The following is a 23,614-nucleotide window of genomic DNA, read 5'->3' on the forward strand; positions in this document are numbered from 1 at the left end:
CCGTTGTTTATTAGTAGTGACTTTGATTGTATGTGTATACCCCGTGTTAGTGCGAACTTGTATTATGTGGCGTATGAATGAATTTTTTGTTAGCTCCCTTTAGCTTGAACAATAGCGCCAGCATAGTAAAAAATATCATCGGGATACGCATAACTGCACCTAACAGCTTTTTGTTGAAAAACTGTGGCGGTACCGCTACAAGGATGCCTACGTAGCATAATATAGTTGCCAAAGCCCATGCCTGCCATGACGGGCCTATGCCCGGCGTTAATAACGAAACAATCAACATAAGTGGCATAAGGCCGAGCATTAAAATACGCGGCAATATTGCAGTTTGATAAATTTCGTTAAAGTAATCGAAATTGCCATTCTTGAAAAGTTCTTTAAAACCGGTGCTGCCGTAAGTTTTGAGCAAATTAAACTGAGCCGATAACCATCTGCGGCGCTGTTTTTTAAACACTTCGGGATTGCTAACTTTTTCGTCGTAAATAAGTGCTGCATCTGCATAGGCAACATGAATTTTCTGACGGGTAAGCACCAGGCCCATTTCCTTATCAAAGCCACCAACAGCATCAATTTGAGCCATGGTGTCTTTAAATAGTTTATACTCGAGTACCATGCCTGAGCCAATAATTGCCGCCGACAAGTTAAAAACCTGCTGTGCCTTGCGGAAAATGTGATTATTCACTTCTTCGCTTATTGCATCCAGTATGGCAACTGGTGTTTCTGTATTTTTGGCTACGCGATGGCCCTGTATAGCCCGGTTACCATCATGCAGGTAATCGTTTATATGGCGCAGGTAATCGGGTGCTGCAATGTTGTCAATGTCAAACACAACGGCTGCCTCAAAATCCTCAATGGTGGCAGCAATGCCTTTATGCAAAGCTTTTGATTTTGTACTATTTTCAAACGATACTTCAACTACCTGCAATGGCATTTGCTTTAGTTGCGCAATGGTTTCGGGCTGCATCGAATCAGCAATTACACAAACATGAAACTTATCTTGCGGGTAATCAATTTTTAAGGCTTCCGCAGCCGAGTTTAGTATGATTGCATCTTCTTTGTAAGCGCAGATGTAAATTATAAACTTACTGTAAGCCTTGGCAACCGCCGGCGGCCGCTGATAGATAAGCCTGCCCATTACCGAAAATATAAACAGGTACATGCTATATATACCCAGGTAAATAAATATAATGGTAAAAGCTATTGAGAAAATAAGGCGGATAATTTCCATTGGCGTTGCCGTTAATTTAAATTGAAACCCTTGGCTTTTAAACCTCGGGCTAATATGTCTTTAATATCGTTAATTCTGTGTTCCCAAGTATTATCGGCGGCAATATTTATTCTTTGTTGCTGCTTTTGGGGTGTATCATTAAGTGCTATGCTTATCGCTTCAGAAAACTCCTCAGCAGTTGAACAGTAGGGGACGGTATCATGCGTAAAATTAGCCAGATCCTCATTAAAATTGGTAGTTACAACAGGTTTACCTGCGCCCATGTACTCAAATAGTTTAAGTGGAAAAATATTAGCACTCACCTCATCCTTTTTAAACGGTATAATGCCAACATCAAAGCCCTTTAATACAGCGGGCATTCGGCTGTAGGGGATAGGGCCTGTTAGGTGCAAATTGGTTGCTGTGAAGTCTCCGTCCTTAATATAATCACTATCAACAGGGCCCACAAAAACAAAGCTTTTCTCGGGGTTTAATTCAATTACCTTTTTCATCAAATTATAATCAATGCGGCGCTCAATGGCGCCCAGGTAACCGATGACAGGCTTTTTAATGTTAGCTAATAACGGGTGTAAAGGCAATTGAGGACCGAGCGCTTTTTGGCTGTGCAATAGGTTGGCTGCATTTGGTACAAAGTGAACGCTTTTGTTAAGCTTTGCCTTTTGCCTCTGCAGCTCACGACTGGTGCATATAACCATGTCAACGCTTTCAATTAATTGCTGCTCATTTTTTACGCCATGTTTTAGCTGATATCCTTCAATTATAGGGTCTACGCAATGGTAAACCGTTAGTGCTGCATCAAGCTTTTTATGCAACGCAGGGTATGAAAAGTTGTATGAGTTAATATAGATGTACTTGATAATGCCCAATTGGTTGAATACTTTTTTTAGCCTTGATAACACAAGCCATTCATTAAATTTCACCGCCATGCGGTAAAGGCCACCCTCGGGCAGCATATTTATTGATGGGACCGGCGGGCAAATAATAATCTTAAGATTTGGTAGGTCCGCCTGTATGATGCTATTGTTTGGCGAAAAGAAATGCGGTTTCCGCACGCGGTACGCTTCGGTGTGTTTGAATTTGAAGTAGTCCTTCCAGGTGAAGGGCCTGTCAACAAAGTAAACAAAGTTGTCTTTTGCAAGTTGCCGCGCTATGGTGTAGGGTGTCGACTCCAGCTTGCCGTCGAACTGCATCTGCGAAAAAATAACTATATGTTGACCGGTTAAACTCAAGCTTCTGTGGTATTGACTTTTTTGTTTAGAAGATTGTGTACAGTGCTTTTAAGCTGAGCATAGCCAATGGTTAAAATATCGCTCATGCTAAAATTCAAATATTTTTTGAGCTGCACATATCCAAATATCAAGCCGGTGTAGTAGGTAAATAATGATGCTATGGCGATGCCCCAAAGGCTTTTTGTAAAATAGTAGCCAATAAAATCGGCAGCTATGTTTACGGCCAGCATAATAAATACCTTGGCCATATTAAGCTTTGGCTTGTTCATGATATCCAGGGTTATACCAAAAAACCTGTCAATAGGCATAATGATCACGTAGCACAAAAACAGCCTGAAAATATTGTTGGCATCGGTGCCCGAATATTTATCGCCAAACAGGATGTGGATGCCAACGCCAACCAATAGGAAGGCCAGCACCGCAAGTATCAGGATCAAAACGGTTAATAATCCGGCATAGCGCTTCATCACTTCGGCCACGGCCTTATCATCGTTTCGTTGCTTCGCGGCAGAAAGCTCGGGTAGCGCCGTAGAAACGAAGCTCCGCATAGGGATTTCAAAAATTTCGAGCAAGCGTTGGGGAATAAAATATACGCCCAGCATTTTTACCGGGAAAAGCATGCCGATGATAAAAACGTCTGACGATCTTAACAATGTTGCGCCTATTGATGTCCCCACGCTGAACTTGCCAAAATGCACAAGTTCTTTCATGGCAGATACACTTTTGTGTTTGATGCTGTGCACCTGCGACCAGCCCGCCGCCATACAAATAATGCTTGTAATAATATTGTTTATCAAATAACTGATAACGATCGATGTGTAATTAACCCTATGCAAAGCAATAAGCGCAAGCACGAGTATAAAAAAGCCCAACTGATTAACTACCTGCAGCAGAAACATCTTATCGAAACGCTCCTGTGCCTGCAAAATCCAAATGGCTACTGCGGATGGGAGGGTGCACAGATAAATGATGCCGAACCACTTAACCGTAAGTTCAAGCTCGGTACCCGATCCGCGTACGAATAAATAAATTACAAGATCAATTAATGCCAGGCCAACGCTTAGCATGAAACCTACATACCATGCCGAGCCCGCTATATTCAAAGCACGATCGGCATCGGCGCCCGAGTAATATTTTACCAAGGATGTTTGCAGGAAACCGGTACGGAAAATATCGGCCATTAAAAAGGTCTGCAGAAAAAATACGTACCGGCCAAAATCTGCCTGATTTAAGTATCGCCCCATTAGTGCAAGCACCAACATCCCAATAACAGGCATAGCAGCGCTACTGGCCAGGTTAATGGTATGCTTGTTAATGATCTTATTTAAAAACGACATAATGGGGGCGCAAAAATTCGCTGCTTAAACTCTTTCCCAGGCAGCGGTTTCAAAATTATATTTTTTAATAACCCGGGCAGGGTTACCAACGGCAACAGTGTATGCGGGTATATCTTTAGTTACCACGCTGCCTGCGCCAATAATGGCATTCTTACCAATTTTTACCCCGGCGGTAACTGTGCTGTTTGCACCTATCCAAACATTGTCTTCAACAACAATGGGTTTGGTTATTACGGGCTGCACGCGTGGTGGTTTGGTGACATCAGCAAATCCATGATTGAGGCCCGAGAATACGATGTGTTGCGCAAGCATTACGTAATTGCCTAACGTAACCGGGCCTATAATTACGTTGCTTATGCCAACGCCAACATGGTGACCGATGATTACATCGCCAACACCATTATTTATTACAGAGAAATCCTCAATAATTGAATTTGGGCCGATCTCAAAATTTTTGAAGGGAAATAGATCCAAACGCGCATTAGGCATTATCAGCGCCTTGTTGCTGCGTTTGTGCACAAATGGATTTATAAACCAAATTACCCACTTGCGCGGGGCCGAATGGCTGGTTTTTACCAATAGCCAATGCAAAAACTTTTTTAAGCGGGGCTGAGACTTAAGTTTTTCGGTTATTGACATTGTTATACTTATTGGATAGCTAAAGCATCCAGTTTTTTCTGCTCAATTTCACGCTGCTCTTGTTGATCGAGCCTTAGCGTTACATTGAGCAATGCAGCTGCAAGATAAAATAAAATATTGGATGGATACTGCACCAATGCCTGCTGCGGATAGTTGCCTATGTTATAAACAAATATCACCAGTATCATTGCCAAGCAATATCGCTTAAGTTCCGGATTTTTGATAAGGTAATAGTTGTTTATTCCGCGTAGTAGTATGATAAACATCAGCACGCTAAACAACAGCAAGCCAACGTAACCCATCTCTACAGCAACACGCACATAACCGCTATCGGGTGGGAAGTTGGCCAGGAACGAGTTGGGTGCAAATTTACGGCCCCACACACCAACGGAGCCTAAGCCACCACCAATAGGGTGTGACAGGATGTAAGGTTTTATACGTTTCTGGTTTTCGGCACGTACGTTGAACGAGGCATCGTCTGATGGTTTAAATGCCGATTGAAAACGTTTAATAAGCGGGTTTGATGTAGGCATCACTATAACCACCGCAAGCATACTGCCTGCAATAATTACAAACAGCATTAGCTTTTTATTAAAGTTAAGTACTGCCACCATCGCCATTGCCGCCGGCAACAATACGTAAGCACCTCGTGTACCCGAATATAGCATGCCCAAAATACACATTGGGATCAAAACAACCATTGCTATTTTTTTCCATAAGGCGATTTTTAAAGGTATGAAGCAAAGGCATAGCACCACCGCTACAACCATGTTATATGAGAAGGTTACGGGGTCCGGAAAGATGGATACTTTACGCAGGTGCCCGGCCACAAAAAAAAATTTCATGCGCGATGGATCGGCATAGTACCAGGTTTTTTCGAAAGGGAAAAGACCAATTAACTCTTGTTGAATGCCGGATATCGCCGCAAGTAGGCATAAAAATAGCCACAACTTAAATATGAAGCGTATGTATTTTATATCGCGGATGCTGTACACAAAAATGAAGTACATCAGCATTATGAATGCTACAGTACGCACGGTATAAACCCAAGCCAGGATTGACGGTGATGCCGGGTTTATAGCTTCAATAAAATTATAGAAAAGCCATGCCAGTATCAGGTAACTAATTGGGTCTTTAAAATAATCCCAATTGCGCTCATACTTTTGTTTCACCAAAAAGCCAAATATAAGCAGGTAGGTAAGGGCATCCATAACAATACCCAAAGGCGTTTCTTCAGGTAAAAACTCCGAGGCATAATTCAAAAAGAACGAAGCGATAATTAGGGCTGCTATACCTACTTTGGGGTAACCTACTATGAAATAGAGCAGGGGCACGCCAACTATTAAAACCAACAAGCCACCCGCGGCTATTACACCAAATTTAGCTATGGCAAAACTGATGATTAGCGCAAAAGGCAAAAGCAGCAATGCTTTTTTTAAAGGCGAAAGATCACTAAATGAAGTTACCCATTTAAAAATCCCTTTAATGCCGCCCTGTGCCTGGTTGTTGAACATCAGCTGGTGTTTGTTAAAAAAATAAGATTTTAAACGTCCACACAAAAACGCCCAAGAAAGCAAGGGCTATTGCCGCCTTGCGGGTTTGCCTTTCAAGCGGGGTAAGCTGGGCAAACTTATCTGTTTCCTGTTTTACTGGTTCTATCCTCATTCGCTATTTACAGATTAATTAGCAGCCGCTAAAAATTACCATAAAACTAACGCTGTTTTATGTTTGCCTTGTTTAGAATCCACCCGCCAAAGCGGCTGCCCATGTTTGTAAGGTAACCGATATCTTCTTTCTGATTTTTGGCAATTCCTTTATTGGCTTCAAAAACAGCAAGGGTTTTATTGGCAAACAATAACCACTCCTTCGATTTATTCATGGTTGACAGCGGTGGGGTTTCAATGATGATGATATCGTACTTCTGTTTCAACTCGTTAAACTTACTGCGAATGTAGTTTTCATCGCTCACCTCAAGCAAGGTTACATCGCCGCCATGGTTGCCCATAACAGTTGTTGCAGCGCTGTTTCCCGGTTCATTATTATCGGGATTGTTTTTAAAGTAATCTTCGAGATAAACCCTTGGTTGGGCGGTATGCGTTATTGTTGGGTTAGTAAAGTTACCATCAATAAGGAGCACCTTTTTATTAATCATCGAATAGGAGTAAGCCAGGCTTACTGCCAATATAGTTTTACCCTCATGATTGGCCAGGCTGGTGATGCCCAACACCTTTTCTCCGCGCATTTCCTGATCAATCTCAAAACGTATGGAGCGGATAAGCTCCTTAAACTGCTTCATTTTATCGCGGTTTTCAACGTCCCAAAGTTTACGGAGATCAAGTGTGCCATCCACTGTATTTAAATAGCCAAGCAATGGCAGGTTGGTGCGTTTAACCAGGTCTGCCGGTTCCGTAACTTTATCATCAAAGAAGAACATGGCAAATAAAATCACCACGCAGAAAGCAAACGTGATAACGCCGCTAAGCAGTATCAACAGCATTTTTTTAGAAGGCTCGGCAGCATCCGGAATGGCGGCTTCAATCTGGCGCAGCTTAAGCGAACTTGTTGACTTTAAGTTTGTTTCGTTATACTTGGCAAGAGCATCCATGTACTCCTTGCTGGCAATGTCAATATCGAAATTGTATGTTTTTACCGTAGCGTCAAACGGCACCAGTTTATTAAAGCGGGCGCTAAGGTCGGCAAGTGCCTGGTTTATTGATCTTAATCCATAACGTGCCAAATCGCGCGACACCTCAATGGTGATTTTTTGGCGTACCAATTCATCTTTTGACGCCAAGGGGTTGGAAAGATATTTATCTGACGACTGTACCAATTGGGCAGAGAGCACATTATTTAGCGAATCAACAGCGGCTTTATAGCGCGGGTTAAAATTGCTGCGAACATAACGATCCATCAAAATATGCATTTCATCCTGCGTATTTACGATGGCTTGGTTATACTTATTCATGGAAGCCTCAACATACCCACGCTCTTCGGGTTTAAACTTATCGTTGATTTTGCGAAGTGCGCCGTTATATGAATCTAAATCCTTGATTGTCTGTTGCTTACGGTCATTATAAGCCATCATTTGGTCAAACAACGATTTCGACTGTTCTTCAAGGTTAATTACACCGTTATCAATCTTATACTGCTGCAGCTTGGCAGTTTTGTCATTCAGCGCTTTACGTTTTTCAACCAGTTGCTGCGAAAGGTATTTTACAGCATCGCCCTCGTTTTTACGGATGGTGGTTGAATAATACTTGATAAACTGGCTGCAAAGCTCGTTTACTACATAGGCAGATAGCTGCGGGTTATTGGATTCATAAGTAACCGAAATAAAATCGCTATCCTCTTCACGGCTAATGGTAAGGTCCTCACGTAAATTACGCTCATCATATTTCATCGAGCGGATAAGCTCATTTAATCCATTTTCGTCGGCGTTGTAAAATGAAAGCGGCTGTAAGGTGTTAAATTTTTTAGTAAAAACCTCAATAGCATGTGCACGTGCGCGTGCATTCATACTCAAAAATAATTTGCTTGGCTTTTTAAACGGTGCAGGGCTGGTAAGGTCATGCAAAATCAGTTTGTATGATACCTGGTTAATGAGCGTTTTAAGCTTCATTATTTGTATCAGGTTACTGAATTTGCCGTTTATTTCCTGCTCCTGCACAGCACCGGTTGGGTCGGCGTCCAATAACTGGCGCGACTCATCAACAATACCCGTTGCTATCTGGGCTTTTGAAACGTATTTATCAGGAAGGCTTTGTACACCAAAAAAGGAGGCGATAACGGCAACCAGCGGAACGATGATCAGCAGGTTTTTATGTTTCCATAAAACTTTTAAAAAATTACCTAACTCCATACTTTACTTAACATCTTCTAATCTAACACCCAAAACTTCTTCTAAGTTGGTTTTGGCGGTAACAGTGGCCAACTCGGCCTGCACCTTATATCCTGCCTGCAGGTAAAGGCTGGTTAAAGCCTCATTATAAACCTGGAAGGTAACTTCGCCTTTTTGAAACGAATACTTTAGCTGTTTTACAGCGGTTTCGCCATCAATAACTGCTCCCGAACGTAAGCGCAAATCAGCTTGCGCACTCAGGTACTGGTAGTACAAGCGTTTAACATTTGCCGTGATGCTTAAATCGTACTCTTGTTGTTGGTATTGGGCAATCCTCATGGTTTCGCGCGCGCTGCGTACTACAAACGGCTTTGAAAGCAACTGACCAATATTTACAGAAATGGCAAGCTGATAACCATTGAAAATAGTAGGTTGAATTAAATTTAGCGAGCTGCGCGGGCTATAAATGTAAGATGCTGTAAACGCATCAAGCCATAACACTTTTGCCTGCGTTAAATTGCTTTTGGCAAGGTTTACCTGTGCCTGCCTCAGTTTTACCTCGGGGTAATTCTTTTTTGCAGTTGCAATAAGTTTTTCGAGGTATTGGTAATTGATATCGGCTATAAAGGTTTCCCCCTGGGCATGCAGCCTTGTAGTTAAGAGAAAACAAAGTAATAAAATGCTTAAAAACTTGAGCTTGTTGTTCATTGGTGAAATTAAACTTTCTCTTTTTGAAATAATGCCGGAACGGTACCTAAAATAATCTTTACATCCAACCAGAAAGAATATTTCTGTGCGTAAAAATTGTCAAGTTTTTTTCGTTCCCTTTCAGACATATCTTCTTTTCCGCGCTTGCTTATCTGCCACAAGCCTGTTAAACCGGCAGGGCCCAAAAAGCGCATCGACCACTCGTTCGAGGTAAGCATTTCTGCTTCATATACTGGTAGTGGCCTGTTGCCTACTACAGACATATCACCTTTAATAATGTTTAGCAATTGTGGTAATTCATCCAAACTGCTGTTGCGTAAAAAATTGCCAAGCTTGGTTATGCGTGGATCATTTTTAATTTTAACAAAGGCAGATTTAGTAACTCCCTCTTCTTCAACGGCATATTGGTTATTTGTTTCAGATAGCTTAGCCAGTAATTGGTCGGCATCTGTACGCATAGACCGGAACTTATAAAAGTCGAACACTTTATAGCCGGTACCTACACGCTTGCTTTTATAAAAAACAGGGCCTTTAGAATCGAGTTTTATAGCTATAGCAACAATCAACATAATTGGCGATAGGCCAATCATCATGCTGCAGGCTATAAAAAGATCCAGGAATCGCTTGCCTGCGGGCATTTTATAGGTAATGTCAACCTCCTTTGACAGTTCGAGCAGGCGAGGGCGTATCAGTTTAAATCTAACCAGGAAGTTGAGGCGCTCCAGTAGGTCTGATGTGGCAAAAGGGTAGGTATAAAAGTCATGCAGTTTCATCTTCATGGCTTTTTGTACTTGTGCTTTATCCTTGCGGGTAGCCAGCATCACTATAATTACCCCGTTAAGCAAAAAGTTTTTACGGATATTGGTGACAAGTTCGAAGCATTTTTCATCCTTATCAACCTCAACCAAAATAATGTCGGGGATGCTTAAGATGGATTGATCGCCAAGATATTGTTCCAGATCGGCTATGGTATTGTTGAAAGTTACCCTGAAACTTCCGCTAAGATCATTCGCAATAAGATCTTTGAGTTCGAGGCCTGCGTATGCAATACTAATTTGCGTTCCGGAATTTTCGTTCCAATTAGTTGCTGTTTGCTGCATCATAAACTTGTAGGGCTTGATTAATTGCTGCTTTTAAAGTTGTTGGGTTAAACGGCTTGTGTATAAATGCATCTACCTTAAACGGCATATTGGCAATCTGTTCATCTAAGTCATGCGCTGCTGATAATACAATCACCGGTATATCACGGTAAAAACCACTGATTTTCACGTTTTTAATAAACGATTGGCCATCAAAATAAGGCATTTGCAAATCGGATATTATTAGCTTCGGCATATTGCCATCCTCCAGCCATCCAAATGCTTCTATGCCATTGTTCTTAACCACTATCTCATATTCTTTTGATAGAATAAAGTTGAGGAGCTTGAGTATACTCAAGTCGTCATCAACAATCAATAGCGTTTTTTTCATTTGTTGTAATTATACATTCTTGGTGCTATAAATATGATACTTTTTCGTGAAATATTGCTCATAAATTAGCAATTGAAATTTTCAATTTCCACGTTAAACATCGCACCGGCTTATGATACAGCGTATTCGCCCTATATACGTAAGTAGTAGAGGAATAGTTAAAATTATATTAAAAAAGTATTTGAGCGTTAGCCTTTTAAAAAGATGGGTTGTAAATGTTAATAAAAAGGTGTGTTGTGAACACTTTTAAAGTATTATTGCTGTTTCGTTTCCGTGCGTTTAAATGGGATAACTTTATGCAGAAATACTTTATTGGGATTGACTTAGGCACTGGCAGCACAAAAGCTGTTGCAGTAGATGCTACAGGGGAAACTATTTTTACAGCGCAAAGCCATTATCCAACTATAAATACCAAACCTGAGTACAGCGAGCAAAATGCCGATTTGATATGGGATGCTTTTGTTGCCTGCATAAACCAGGCGATAACGGAGTTACATGCCGCGCCCGCGGCTATAAGCTTTAGTAGCGCTATGCATAGTATTATGCCTGTTGATGAGCATGGTACACCTCTTGCCAATGCGATACTTTGGGCTGATGCCCGCAGTGCAAACATTGCTGAAGAGCTACGTAAGTCTGATGCCGGTGAGGATATTTACAGGAAAACGGGCACAGCAATTTATGCGATGTCGCCTTTGTGTAAGCTGATGTGGCTACGCCAGAATGAGCAGGAATTGTTTAATAAGGCGCACAAGTTTATTTCCCTTAAAGAGTATGTGTGGTTTAAGCTATTCGGCGTGTACGAGGTGGATTATTCCATTGCGTCTACTACGGGCATGTTTGATATACTCGAACTTAAATGGTATCATAAATCACTTGAATTGGCCGGGTTAGACGCAAATAAACTATCCGCGCCGGTAAACACAACCTATACCCGTTACCTTGATAAAACGCTTGATACTATACCAGGCATCAGCAATCAAACTGCCTTTGTAGCCGGTGCCAGCGATGGCTGCTGTGCCAACCTTGGTGGCGGCGCGGTCACCAATGGCGTTGCTGCATTAACAATTGGTACAAGTGGGGCAGTACGCGTTGCATCTCCACAGCCGGTTTATAACTACCAGGCCATGACTTTCAACTACCTGCTTACAAAAGGCCGTTATATATGCGGTGGCGCGGTAAACAATGGCGGCGCAGCGGCCGACTGGTTATTAAAAGATTTTTTGAAACGCGGTGATATTACTAAAGAGGCATATAAGCTATTATTTACCGAGGTTGAAATGGTAGAGCCCGGTAGCAACGGATTGATATTTTTACCTTATTTATATGCAGAGCGGGCGCCAATATGGGATGCCAATAGCTCGGCTTCATTCCTGAATATCAGCTATAAACACAAGCAGCAACATTTTTTAAGGGCAGTAATAGAAGGTATTTGCTTTGCCTTGAATGATGTGTTGAAGGCCATAGAAGGAGACCAGCCGTTTATAAAGGAAATTGTAATTAGCGGTGGCTTTATTTCTTCCGCAGTTTGGGTACAAATATTGGCTGATATTACAGGCAAAAGGTTGGTAAAGCAAAAAACAGGAGACGCATCTGCCATTGGTGCCATTCACCTGGCACTTGAAGCCTTAGATATAAATGCCGATGAGATTTTCGTTGATGATAACCAAACAGAAACTATTGAACCTGATATGGATAACCATGCGCTTTACAGCAAAATGTTTCCTATCTATAAAAAAGTATATACCGATCTAAAAGAGTCAATGCAACTGATGCATGATTTGCGTAACTAACGGATCATAACGCCGGGTTTATTAACCACGGGCAATTTTATAAAGTTGTTATCGATTATGCTTTCGGGCAGAAAGATGAACTTTTTGTCAAATATTTCTTTCCCTATGTAATAGCTTAACCAGTACTCATTGTTGAGCCCAAAAGTTTGCTCATCAATAGGTTCTATCAGTTTGTAAGTATTTGGCTCTATAATCGGGAAAGAGTGCCTTAACACCGACGTTTTTACCTGCTCGCCATCTTTTTCACCATAACCTTTCGACGTGATAAGCACATTTTCTAAAGTCTCGTTTTTAAGATTAATGATGTAAACATACCATACCTTGCTCTCCACGCTCTCACTCTCAAGTGCAACGGCAATGGCGATATCTTTTACTACGTTAGGGTGGAGGTCTTTAATCATTTGTTAAGTGGTTAAGCAGCGAGCGGTAAACATTACTAAGCGGTTACATAACCACCCATTGCTTTCCGCTCACCAATCACTGTGTTATTTCTTTTTTGCAGGCGCTTTCTTCTTGGCTGGTGCTTTTTTTGCTGCAGGGGCAGCTGCCTTAGCTGGCGCTGCCTTACCAAAACGGCCTTTTTTTGTTGTAGCCGGTGTGGCGTCGGCAAGGGCTTTACATTCCTCGTAGGTAAGTGATGCAGGCTCTTTATCCTTAGGGATTTTAACATTTAGCTTGCCAAATTCGATGTAAGGGCCCCAACGGCCATTTAATATCTTAACATCCGGGTCTTCGTCAAATGTTTTTATCAGCTTCTCCGCATCTTTCTTGCGTTTGGCCTCAATCAGTTCAATCGCCTGCTCTTCGGTTACGTCTAACGGGTCTATCTCTTTTGGTAACGATACAAACGCACTGTTGTGGCTGATGTACGGGCCGAAACGACCAATGGCCACTTTCATTATTTTACCCTCGTACTCGCCAACTACTTTAGGTAGCTTGAAAAGTTCAAGAGCATCTTCAAGGCTAATCGTTTCGATGCTTTGGCCCGTACGCAAACTTGCATAAAGCGGTTTTTCTTCGCTTTCGTCGTTGGCATTTTCACCTACCTGTACAAACGGACCGTAACGGCCAATACGTACAGATACCTTTTTGCCGCTTTCCGGGTGCACACCCAATTCACGTTCGCCGGTTGCTTTCTCGGCTGTTTCAATGGTGTTGGCTACATCTTTATGGAAAGGATCGTAAAAAGTACGTATCATTTTTGTCCAGTCCTTAAGGCCCTGGGCAATTTCATCAAACTCTTTCTCGACACTGGCGGTAAAGTTAAAATCCACAATACCGTTAAAGTGCTGTACCAAAAAGTCGTTCACCACGGCACCAATATCTGTTGGGAACAGTTTTCCGCGCTCCGCACCGGTGTTCTCGGTTTTTTCTTCTTTGGTTATATCATTGCCTTTAAGCGTCAGCACCCTGAAATTGCGCTGGCGGCCCTCGCGTTCCTCTTTAACCACATAACCACGGTTTTGTATGGTTGATATGGTAGGGGCGTAGGTTGACGGGCGACCAATACCCAACTCTTCCAGTTTTTTAACCAGGCTGGCCTCGGTGTAGCGTGCAGGCGGGCGCGAAAATCTTTCTGTTGCTGTCATTTCCTGCAAATCAAGTTGCTGCCCTTTGCTTAGCGGTGGCAGTATTGCATTTTCGCCATCGGCCTGATTATCATCTTCGTCATCGTGCGATTCGAGGTAAACTTTTAAAAAGCCGTCAAACTTCATCACCTCGCCGTTGGCAACCAACTCTTCCTTACGGGTTGATATACTGATCTTTGCCACGGTTTTTTCAAACTGTGCCTCGCTCATTTGTGATGCAATGGCTCGCTTCCAAATCAGTTCGTATAAACGTTTTTCGGCACCATCACCGTCGATGGTATGTTTATCAAAATAAGTTGGGCGGATAGCTTCGTGAGCTTCCTGTGCGCCTGCGCTTTTAGTTTTGTATTTACGCTGCTGGTGATATTTATCGCCGTAGGCAGATGTAATTTCATTTGCAGCGGCATTAAGCGCCGTATCCGAAAGGTTTACTGAATCGGTACGCATGTAGGTAATGTAACCAGACTCATACAACTTTTGTGCGATAGACATGGTACGCGATACCGAGTAACCTAATTTACGGCTGGCTTCCTGCTGCAGGGTTGATGTGGTAAATGGTGCAGCCGGGGAGCGTTTTGTAGGCCTGGTTTCAAGCGATCTGATCTCGAATAAGGCTTTAACGCAATCCTGTAAAAACTTCTCAGCATCGGCCTGCTGAGAAAAACGCTCCGGCAATTCGGCTTTAAACGCATTACGACCCTGGCCAAAAATGGCTACTACCTTAAAAGCAGCTTCAGCTTTAAATTTATTTACCTCGCGCTCGCGCTCAACTATCAAGCGTACCGCCACAGACTGAACGCGGCCCGCAGATAATGATGGTTTTACTTTCTTCCAAAGCACGGGCGATAGTTCGAAACCTACCAACCTGTCTAACACGCGGCGCGCCTGCTGCGCATTTACAAGATTGTAATTTATTTTACGCGGATTTTCAATTGCCTTTAAAATGGCCGGCTTTGTAATCTCGTGAAAAACAATGCGGCGCGTGTCCGGCTCTTTCAAACCCAATGTTTCAAACAGGTGCCAAGATATAGCCTCTCCCTCGCGGTCCTCATCGGATGCGAGCCACACCATATCGGCTTCTTTAGCTAACTTCTTTAACTCACTCACTACCTGCTTTTTATCGGCAGGCACTTCATATCTTTGGTTGAAGTTGTTATTGATATCGATGGCATCTTCAGACTTCACCAAATCACGGATGTGGCCGTAGCTCGACTTAACAGTGAAGTCTTTACCAAGGTATCCTTCAATGGTTTTGGCTTTCGCCGGAGATTCAACTATGAGTAAATTTTTAGCCATTTAAACGCGGGTTATTCTGCAAAGAAAACATAAAATGCGCCACATACGCAAATTATTTATGCTGTTAAAAAGTTACAACGTTTTAAAGTTGTAATATTTAAATACTTGAAATGTTTGTTTGAAATTACAATTTACCTGCGCTCTTAGGCGTAGTAAAGCCGTGTATATACAACCTGGAGGCCCAACTAAGTGCAGTAAAACTAAAGGAAATTACAACAGAAATCCGCCGCCCAATAAGTCGCTGCCCTCATAAAATACCGCCGACTGGCCCGGCGCTATACCAGATACCATATGGTCGAATGATACTTTCATATGGTCGCCTATTTGCTGGATCTTGCTTTCGGTACCAGCGTCTTTGTAGCGTATTTTGGTAACAGCTTCAAGTGGCTCGGTAATGCTTTCGTATTTTATCAAATTTAAGTTACGTACCCAGGCTTCCTTGCGTTCAAGCTCTTCGGCAGTGCCTAAAACAACGGTGTTGGTATCGGCATTTATGCGGGTAACAAACATAGGCTTGCCCAATGCAATACCCAGGCCTTTACGTTGGCCAATGGTATAGTAAGGGTAGCCCAGGTGTTTACCTACTACCGTACCATCGGTTAATACAAAGTTACCAGGACCAACACGCTCGTCAAGATCCTCAACTTTGTGTCGAAGAAATGCCCGGTAATCGTTATCAGGTACAAAGCAAATCTCGTAGCTTTCGCTTTTGCCGGCAAGTTCCAGTTGGCCCATATCAACAGCTATCTGCCTGATCTCGGGTTTAGAGAAACTGCCTAAAGGGAATTTGGTACGCGCAAGGTTTTGCTGCGAAACGCCCCATAGCACGTATGATTGATCCTTATTTTCGTCTTTACCTTTTGATATTACATAACGGCCGTTGTCCTGCTGGCGAATATTGGCGTAGTGCCCTGTGGCTATAAATTCGCAATCGAGTTTATCGGCGCGCTTTAATAATGCTTCCCATTTGATGTGGGTGTTACAAAGCACGCAGGGATTAGGGGTACGTCCTGCAAGATATTCGTCAACAAAGTTATCGATCACAAAATCGCCAAACTCGTTACGGATGTCCAGTATATAATGCGGGAAACCATAGCCTACTGCCAAAGCACGTGCATCATTTATACTGTCCAGGCTGCAGCAGCCGGTTTCTTTTGAGCTACCACCGGCAGAAGCATAGTCCCATGTTTTCATGGTAAGGCCAATAACCTCGTAGCCCTGCTCGTGCAGCATCACTGCCGCTACCGAACTATCAACTCCGCCGCTCATGGCCACTAATATTCTACCGTGCTTACTCATATTGGGTGCAAAGATACGCCTTTAGCCTAAATATCGGTTACGCGTTGGTCAGGGTAGGGTAAAATGAAGATTTGTTAATTAATCGATCACTTTAACCTCAATTTCAGATTGTTCTGTACGGCGGCTTTCAACAATGCGGTTACGGTGTTGGGCTCCCCACTCGCGCAGAGCAGCTATAATGGGATCTACCGTGGCGCTATACGGCGTAAGCTCATAAGTTACCGTGACTGGCACAGTGTCATAAACGCGCCTTATCACAAAGTCGTTCAACTCCAATTCGCGTAGCTCCTTAGATAATACTTTCGGTGTGATATCTACCAGCGCCCGTTGTATCTCATTAAAGCGTTTAGGCCCTTCGCGCAAGCCCACGATAAGCGGCAGTTTCCATTTGCCGCTTAAAACGTACAGGGCATCCCGGATGGAATTTACCGCTGCATTGCATTCGGTTGAATTGTGTATCATCATTTCGGACATGGTCAAATTTACATACTATCCCAAAGGATAGTGCTATCCTTTGGGATAGTGATATCTTTTTAATAGTAAATGTACATAGGTTTGTTTCGTAACAAAATCTATTGAAATGAAAATTCTGCATTTAATATCAAGCCCTCGTGGCGAAGCATCTGTAAGTATAAAATTAGGTAACGCCATAGTTGATAAGTTAGCGGCGGCTAATCCCGGCAGCGATGTAGTGGTTCGCAACCTTGTTGATCAGCCATTTCCGCACCTGGAAGAAGCGCACATCAACTCATTTTTTACCCCGGCAGAAAACTACACGCCTGAGCTAGCAGAAGCAGTTAAGCACTCCGACCAGGCAATTGCACAGATCATGGACGCCGATGTAATTGTGATTGGCGCACCGATGTATAACTTTGCTATTCACTCATCACTTAAAGCCTGGATAGACCATATTGCCCGTGCGCAAAAAACCTTTACTTATACAGAGAATGGACCGCAGGGACTGGTTAAAGGCAAAAAGGTATACGTGGCGATCTCTTCTGGCGGCATTTATTCTGAAGGCGATTATAAGCCGTATGATTTTACTGAACCATACCTCCGCGCCGTACTTGGCTTTTTAGGCATGACAGATATAACCGTGTACCGCGCCGAAGGATTAAAGGTTGCGGGCGTTGGCGAAACAGCGCTTGAAAAAGCTATTGAAAGTATAGCAGTTTAAATTCTTTTATTTTGCATGAGGAATGGGATGCCGATGCATATCGGCATCCCATCAGATTGTTAAGATGAGATGGCTGGAACAAGTTCAGTATGACCTTTTTATTTGATCTGAGTCAATCTGAGCCTGTCAAAGACCTTACCAAGCGGCAAGTGTTTCGACAGGCTCAACATGACGCTTCGTTAAGATAACTCATGCCGATGCGTTGATAGAGCCACGCGACGAGATTGCCACGCTATGACGCGCAATGACATGTTGAATTGACGGCTTAGCGAGTGTGTTGACAGGTTGGATATGATGCTAAAGGTAGCTACGGGTTTCTAACCTGTCCGGTACCTTTAACTAACCACTTGTAACTGGTTAACTCTTCCAGGCCCATTGGGCCGCGGGCATGGAGCTTTTGTGTGCTAATACCAATTTCGGCACCGAGGCCAAACTGGGCACCATCTGTAAAAGCTGTTGATGCGTTTACATACACGGCTGCAGCGTCAACCTCGTTTAAGAACTTTTCTATTAAAAGTTCGTCTTCAGAGATGATAGCTTCGCTGTGTTTCGAACTGTATTCTGCGATATGATCGAGTGCCTGCTGCAGATTGTCAACTGTTTTTATGGACATGGCCATCGACAGAAATTCCGTACCGAAATGCTCCGGCTGTGCTTCGGCTAAAAGTTCGTTTGGATAAAATCCGTCCAAAACTTCAAACGCAGCTTTGTCGGCATACAACTGAACTTTTTTTGCCGCCAAAAGTTCCGTGATGTGTATGAGATCGCCCAGGCGTTTGCTGTTGATAATAAGGCAGTCGAGGGCGTTGCATACGCTTACTCGACGGGTTTTCGCATTATCGATAATAGCTACGGCTTTTTCGAGATCGCCGGTTTCATCAAAATAGGTATGTACAATACCAGCGCCGGTTTCAATAACGGGCACTTTGCTATTACTGCGCACAAAATCGATAAGAGATTGACTGCCACGTGGAATAAGTACATCTATATATCCAACCGCATTCAGCAACGCGGCAGTAGCATCGCGATCGGCCGGGAGCAGGGTAGCAGCATTTATGTTGATGCCGTGCTTTTGTAACACGCCATGGATTATGCTAGTAATGGCTTTGTTTGAAAACTCGGCATCACTGCCACCCTTTAATACGCTTATGTTCCCTGTTTTAAAGCATAATGCAAAAACATCAAAAGTAACATTGGGGCGCGCTTCGTAAATAACGCCAACTACACCAAGCGGCACACGGATTTTTTTGAGGTTCAACCCATTAGGTAATGTGTTATGAGATATCACTTTACCCAGCGGACTATCCAACCCGGCTACCGTTCTGATATCTGCCGCTATCCCTGCAATACGTTCGGCAGTAAGTTTCAGTCGGTCATATTTTGGATCGGCCGGATCCATCCGGTCAAGGTCTTTCTGGTTTTCGCGCAGCAACTCATCCGTTTGTGAAGTGGCCGCATCGGCAACGTCCAACAAAATGGCGTCGATCTTGGCAGGCGCAAGGTGCAGGCTTTTGGCCGCCGCTAATGCGCTTTCGAAATATTGATTATAGCTCATACCTATCGCTGTAAATAAAGGTAGTCGTAATGTATAAGGGCGCGTTGTTTCTTTTGGCCGGCGTAGTCACGTGCCTTCTCAGATCCATACTCGGCAATGCCAATGCCCAGGGCTTTGTTATGCTCGTCAACAATCTTAATCACATCACCCTTCTTAAAATCTGTCTGTACGTCGATGATACCCACCGGTAACAAACTGGAAGCTTTTGCAGAAAATAGGGCTGTCTTTGCCCCATCGTTAATTTTCACAACCCCGGTAGCAGCGGTTTCTGCGTGTGCTATCCATTTCTTTTTGCCTGATGCTTTTTTGTTGGCAACAAAGCGCGTGTGGAGGGCCTTTCCTGCAATTACATCTGTTAGGATATTGTCGGTAGTTCCGTTTGCAATATGCACCGCTATACCCAGCTTGGCAACTTTTTGGGCAATGGTGGTTTTAGTGATCATGCCACCTCGGCCAAATTGTGATTTGCCCGAGCTAACGAATGATGCAAAATCTATCTCATTATCATTAATCTCCGTTAAAACCGAAGATATTGCCAATTTAGGGTCGCCGTTATAAATGCCGTTTACGTTTGTTAAAACAATCAGTGCCTCGGCGCTCAGCATAGAGGCGATAAGCCCGGCCAACTCATCATTATCGGTAAACATTAATTCGGTAACGGAAACTACGTCGTTTTCATTAATAACGGGTATAACGTGGTGCTGTAACAAAATTTCCAGGCAATTGCGCATATTTAAGTAATGGAGCCTGTCGCGAAAGTCTTCCTTGGTTACCAGTACTTGCGAGCATAAAATACCAAAGCGCTCAAAAAGCTGCGAGTAGGTATTGATCAACTTAACCTGCCCAATTGACGCCAATAATTGGCGCGTGGCTACGGCATTGTTTTTCTCGGATACGGATATCAAACTCCTTCCGGAGGCTACCGCACCAGACGATACAAGTATTACCTCAATGCCTTGTTTTTTTATATCAGCTATTTGATTAACAAGGTGCGAAATACGCTCATTGTCGGGCAAGCCGTCGGGCCTGGTAATAACGTTGGATCCTACTTTTATAATAATGCGGCGGTAATTAAAGGCCATTTAAATAATGTATATCGAGTTAGTCGTCAATAATAAGGATTTACAACGAAATCTGGGTGATTAATCAGCTTAGTTAGTACATTATATCAGGTAATTAAAAATGCCAAAGCCAATAATTTTTTTAAAATTGTTACTTCAATCACAATGTTTTATATATTTGTCTACTTATCCTATAGACAATGTGTTATTATAATGTTTTTTCAGTTCAAAAAATGGTAGAGATGCAGTGCCTTTCTGCCTGCTGTTGCTGTTGAACTATCTCCGTTAAACATTAAATAAACTCATTCATCAATCTTATTGCAATCTCATTCAATGAAAACCGTCTCGACTTCATTAAAAATTATTGTGCTTTTTTTACTGCTGGCGCCCCGTTTAGCGCAAGCCCAACTTAATGGGAATTACAGTATCAGCGGATACGTTAAAGACGACCACGGCGTAGCGCTTAACGGTACAACTGTGTCAATCAAAGGGACGAACAACAGTACATCTACCGATAGTACCGGTAAGTTCTCGTTGGTTACTAATGCTAAGCTGCCCTTTACGCTCTCGTTCAGCGCGGTGGGCTATCAGCCGCAGGAGTTTTTTATACGCAGCGCAAATACGCCTGTCAATATACAGCTTACTACCCAGGCATTGCTTATAAATGAGGTAGTAGTAACGGCATCACGCCGTGAGGAAAAGCTGATGAAATCGCCGGTGGCTATAGAGAAATTAAGTATTACTGCGCTAAAGCAATCACCGGGGCCAAGCTTTTACGATGCTCTGGAGAATGTGAAAGGTGTGCAAATGACGACTACCAGTATCACACTTAAAGTGCCTAACACTCGCGGTTTTAACAGCCCCAACAACTTCAGGTTTATGCAACTTGCCGATGGGGTGGATATGCAGTCGGCCACATTAGGTGTGCCACTTGGTAATGCCATTGGGCCAACCGAATTAGATATTGCAAGCATTGAAATTACGCCGGGTGCCGCAGCTGCATTATATGGTACCAATGCCATAAACGGCCTATCCAACTTGTTTACCAAAGATCCATTCCGTTACCAGGGCCTGAGTTTTTATCAGCGTACAGGAGTTAACCATGTTGACGGTATTGGCATCGATCCGAGCGCCATCACCGAAACTGCCATCCGTTATGCCAAAGCTTATAAAGATAAATTTGCTTTTAAGATCAACGCGAGTTACCTGCGCGGAAAAGACTGGCAATCAAATACACGGTTGGATCAAAACCCAGGTAATTTAAAAACGGCCAACCCTGCCTATCCGGAATTAACCGGCGCAAATAATGCAGCTTACGATGGCTGGAACAAATATGGCGACGATGCCCTTGCCGGTAGTAATACAGTTTCTATCAAGGGAATTGTGGTTGATGGTGTGGCCAGGCCCAACCTAACTGTTGCGCGTACAGGTTATAACGAGGTTGACTTGGTAAGCCCGGATGTAAGCAACCTTAAACTGGATGGTACCTTAGCATACAAGATCACGCCGAATACGCAATTATCATACACCTACAGATATGGCAGAATGGATGGCGTTTTTCAGCGTGGTAACAAAATATCATTAAATGGTGCAACTGTTCAAAATCATAAAGTTGAGCTAAAAGTTAAAGACTTTCTGATTAGAGGTTACGAGTCGATTGAAAATACAGGCAACTCTTTTAATGTAAAACCATTGGCAGATAATCTCGACTTAAATCATGCCAGCAACTCGGCCTGGGGTACCGCTTATAAAAATGCCTTAACAGCTTATGGTAATGCCAACGGTGGTTTAACATCTGCTAATTTAGCAGCTGCTACCGCCGCCGCCCGCGCTGCCGCAGATGCCGGCAGGGTAGAACCAGGCACACCGGAGTTCAACGCGTTGCGCAGCACCATTATCGGTATTAATAACTGGGACATAAAATCGAGCCTGATACCAAATGCGCCAGCAACGGGCGGCGCGGCCCTGGTACAAAAAAGCCATATGTTCAACGGCGAAGCGCAGTGGGACCTAACCAATAAGGTTAAAGTTGTAGACCTGTTGGTTGGCGCAGATATCCGTGTGTATGAAATAATCCCTGACGGTAATAACTTTGTTGACTTTAGCCGCTCCATTGCTGACAGGAACACACCGCTTGCCGACGGCAGTTTCGGTGAAAACGTGATCTATAAAAAATACGGGGCCTTTACGCAGGTAACCAAAACATTTTTTGAGGAAAAACTAAAACTATTTGGTTCTGTCCGTTGGGATTATAACCCATACTTTGATCCTAAGTTTACGCCCCGTTTAGCTGCTGTTTACTCGCCGAGCGAAAATCATAACTTCAGGTTCACTTTTCAAAACGGTTACCGTTTTCCGTCATTGTTCGAAGCGTTATCATACGTAAACAATGGCCGCGTAAAACGCGTGGGTAGTTTGGAGTTTATTAACGACGGCTTAGGTTATTTAAACAATAGTTACACGCAGCAATCGGTAACTGCATTTAACGCCGCGGTGAAGGCTGCTTCAACTACCGGTGACGATGCAACAGCTTTGGCTAATCGCAACCTTTTACAGGTGGCCGATTTGCCAAAGGCTCGCCCAGAGCAAATAACATCATATGAGGTTGGTTACAAAGGTGTATTGTTTGATAACAAGGTTTTCCTTGATGTGGATGCTTATGCCAACCGCTACGATGGCTTTTTGGGCCAGGTACAGGTGTTTGTACCAAACGGCACCACAGTAGGTACAGACGCAGCAGTATTAGCCATGCTTGATGTAAACCGCGACCCTACAACGGCAACCAGCGCTAACGCCGCCAGCCAGGGGCAAAGCCGTTACCGCGTTTACACTAATGCTAAAAACATTTATAATAACTACGGCTCGTCGTTAGGTTTAAGCTATAATTTTTACAAACGCTACACGGTATCGGGCAACGTAAGTTTTAATAAGCTTAAAGCGCAAACCGCGTCAGATATTTTTGTAACCGGCTTTAATACGCCCGAGTGGTCGGGCAACTTCTCGTTCGGTAACCGTGAGTTGCTGCATAACTTAGGCTTTAATGTGGTTTACAAATGGCAGCAATCATTCTTGTGGGAGAGCCCGTTGGTTACCGGCAGGGTAGATGCTATACACACCTTTGATGCGCAAGTTACTTACCGTGTGCCGCAGTACTACGCTACGTTTAAAGTTGGTGCATCAAACATATTTAATAACCGCTACATACAATACGCAGGCGGCCCAACCATTGGCGGCATTTATTATGCATCAGTGACACTTGACGGCTTATTATCCGGCAATAATAAATAGCAGACTGTAAAGATTTTTTGTTTTAGGTTTTTTTGGTTAAAAGGCGGGTAAGAGATTACCCGTCTTTTTTCGTTGCTGTCAAAGACGCGAAGTATCGCGTCTCT

19 protein-coding genes are annotated in these 23,614 nt (G+C 43.3%); 3 read left to right on the plus strand and 16 right to left on the minus strand.

The window, feature by feature from the left end; translation table 11 throughout:
• Positions 1 to 46: 46 nt before the first annotated feature.
• The 10 genes from FPZ43_RS00710 to FPZ43_RS00750 are packed head-to-tail and all read right to left on the minus strand — an operon-like array spanning position 47 to position 10,455.
• The gene (locus FPZ43_RS00710) at positions 47 to 1,234 is read right to left on the minus strand and encodes a glycosyltransferase (RefSeq protein WP_146379935.1); all 1,188 of its coding nucleotides are present in this window, start codon (positions 1,232 to 1,234) and stop codon (positions 47 to 49) included.
• 11 nt (positions 1,235 to 1,245) lie between these two features.
• Positions 1,246 to 2,463, minus strand: a complete 1,218-nt coding sequence (locus FPZ43_RS00715; RefSeq protein WP_222430907.1) for a glycosyltransferase — start codon at positions 2,461 to 2,463, stop codon at positions 1,246 to 1,248.
• Positions 2,460 to 3,800, minus strand: a complete 1,341-nt coding sequence (locus FPZ43_RS00720) for a lipopolysaccharide biosynthesis protein (protein WP_146379937.1) — start codon at positions 3,798 to 3,800, stop codon at positions 2,460 to 2,462. Before FPZ43_RS00720 ends, FPZ43_RS00715 begins: the two co-directional genes overlap by 4 nt.
• Before the next feature lie 24 nt (positions 3,801 to 3,824).
• Positions 3,825 to 4,439, minus strand: a complete 615-nt coding sequence (locus FPZ43_RS00725; protein WP_146379938.1) for an acyltransferase — start codon at positions 4,437 to 4,439, stop codon at positions 3,825 to 3,827.
• 8 nt (positions 4,440 to 4,447) lie between these two features.
• A complete protein-coding gene (locus tag FPZ43_RS00730; RefSeq protein WP_146379939.1) occupies positions 4,448 to 5,953 on the minus strand; it encodes an O-antigen ligase family protein in 1,506 nt (501 codons plus the stop codon).
• 13 nt (positions 5,954 to 5,966) lie between these two features.
• Complete coding sequence (locus FPZ43_RS19195; protein WP_186461729.1) at positions 5,967 to 6,104, minus strand: hypothetical protein; 138 nt, start codon at positions 6,102 to 6,104, stop codon at positions 5,967 to 5,969.
• Positions 6,105 to 6,150: 46 nt separating this feature from the next.
• Positions 6,151 to 8,298: an exopolysaccharide transport family protein gene (locus FPZ43_RS00735; RefSeq protein WP_146379940.1), complete on the minus strand. Its 2,148-nt coding sequence runs from the start codon at positions 8,296 to 8,298 to the stop codon at positions 6,151 to 6,153.
• A gap of 3 nt (positions 8,299 to 8,301) precedes the next feature.
• On the minus strand, positions 8,302 to 8,985 hold the full coding sequence (locus FPZ43_RS00740) for a TolC family protein (protein WP_146379941.1): 684 nt from the start codon (positions 8,983 to 8,985) through the stop codon (positions 8,302 to 8,304).
• An 8-nt stretch (positions 8,986 to 8,993) separates the two neighbouring features.
• The gene (locus FPZ43_RS00745) at positions 8,994 to 10,088 is read right to left on the minus strand and encodes a sugar transferase (protein WP_146379942.1); all 1,095 of its coding nucleotides are present in this window, start codon (positions 10,086 to 10,088) and stop codon (positions 8,994 to 8,996) included.
• Positions 10,066 to 10,455, minus strand: coding sequence for a response regulator (locus FPZ43_RS00750; protein WP_146379943.1), 390 nt, complete (start codon positions 10,453 to 10,455; stop codon positions 10,066 to 10,068). The genes FPZ43_RS00745 and FPZ43_RS00750 overlap by 23 nt, the downstream gene beginning before the upstream one ends.
• A 236-nt stretch (positions 10,456 to 10,691) precedes the next feature.
• Here FPZ43_RS00750 and FPZ43_RS00755 point away from each other — a divergent pair, with 236 nt between their 5' ends.
• Complete coding sequence (locus tag FPZ43_RS00755) at positions 10,692 to 12,245, plus strand: gluconokinase (RefSeq protein WP_261380929.1); 1,554 nt, start codon at positions 10,692 to 10,694, stop codon at positions 12,243 to 12,245.
• Here the strand turns inward: FPZ43_RS00755 and FPZ43_RS00760 are convergent.
• The 4 genes from FPZ43_RS00760 to FPZ43_RS00775 all read right to left on the minus strand — a co-directional run bounded on the left by FPZ43_RS00760 (position 12,242) and on the right by FPZ43_RS00775 (position 16,894).
• A complete protein-coding gene (locus FPZ43_RS00760) occupies positions 12,242 to 12,646 on the minus strand; it encodes a hypothetical protein (protein ID WP_146379944.1) in 405 nt (134 codons plus the stop codon). The genes FPZ43_RS00755 and FPZ43_RS00760 overlap by 4 nt on opposite strands.
• 84 nt (positions 12,647 to 12,730) lie before the next feature.
• Positions 12,731 to 15,130 carry a type I DNA topoisomerase gene (gene topA, locus FPZ43_RS00765; RefSeq protein WP_146379945.1) on the minus strand — a complete coding sequence of 800 codons (2,400 nt, stop codon included), beginning with the start codon at positions 15,128 to 15,130 and terminating at the stop codon, positions 12,731 to 12,733.
• A gap of 210 nt (positions 15,131 to 15,340) precedes the next feature.
• Positions 15,341 to 16,429, minus strand: coding sequence for a tRNA 2-thiouridine(34) synthase MnmA (gene mnmA, locus FPZ43_RS00770; RefSeq protein WP_146379946.1), 1,089 nt, complete (start codon positions 16,427 to 16,429; stop codon positions 15,341 to 15,343).
• A 78-nt stretch (positions 16,430 to 16,507) separates the two neighbouring features.
• Entirely contained in the window at positions 16,508 to 16,894 is a 387-nt protein-coding gene (locus FPZ43_RS00775) for a winged helix-turn-helix transcriptional regulator (RefSeq protein ID WP_261380931.1), read from the minus strand.
• Positions 16,895 to 17,009: 115 nt separating this feature from the next.
• On the opposite strand from FPZ43_RS00775, the gene FPZ43_RS00780 reads away from it, so the two are divergent.
• A complete protein-coding gene (locus FPZ43_RS00780; RefSeq protein ID WP_146379947.1) occupies positions 17,010 to 17,606 on the plus strand; it encodes an FMN-dependent NADH-azoreductase in 597 nt (198 codons plus the stop codon).
• Between the two features lie 307 nt (positions 17,607 to 17,913).
• Here FPZ43_RS00780 and FPZ43_RS00785 read toward each other — a convergent pair whose 3' ends face one another.
• On the minus strand, positions 17,914 to 19,161 hold the full coding sequence (locus FPZ43_RS00785) for a glutamate-5-semialdehyde dehydrogenase (RefSeq protein ID WP_146379948.1): 1,248 nt from the start codon (positions 19,159 to 19,161) through the stop codon (positions 17,914 to 17,916).
• Between the two features lie 2 nt (positions 19,162 to 19,163).
• Positions 19,164 to 20,243 carry a glutamate 5-kinase gene (gene proB, locus FPZ43_RS00790; RefSeq protein WP_146379949.1) on the minus strand — a complete coding sequence of 360 codons (1,080 nt, stop codon included), beginning with the start codon at positions 20,241 to 20,243 and terminating at the stop codon, positions 19,164 to 19,166.
• A gap of 312 nt (positions 20,244 to 20,555) precedes the next feature.
• Here proB and FPZ43_RS00795 point away from each other — a divergent pair, with 312 nt between their 5' ends.
• The gene (locus tag FPZ43_RS00795) at positions 20,556 to 23,510 is read left to right on the plus strand and encodes a TonB-dependent receptor (RefSeq protein ID WP_146379950.1); all 2,955 of its coding nucleotides are present in this window, start codon (positions 20,556 to 20,558) and stop codon (positions 23,508 to 23,510) included.
• Positions 23,511 to 23,614: the final 104 nt, after the last annotated feature.

It is taken from the genome of Mucilaginibacter pallidiroseus, from assembly GCF_007846085.1.
GTDB classification, from domain to species: domain Bacteria; phylum Bacteroidota; class Bacteroidia; order Sphingobacteriales; family Sphingobacteriaceae; genus Mucilaginibacter; species Mucilaginibacter pallidiroseus.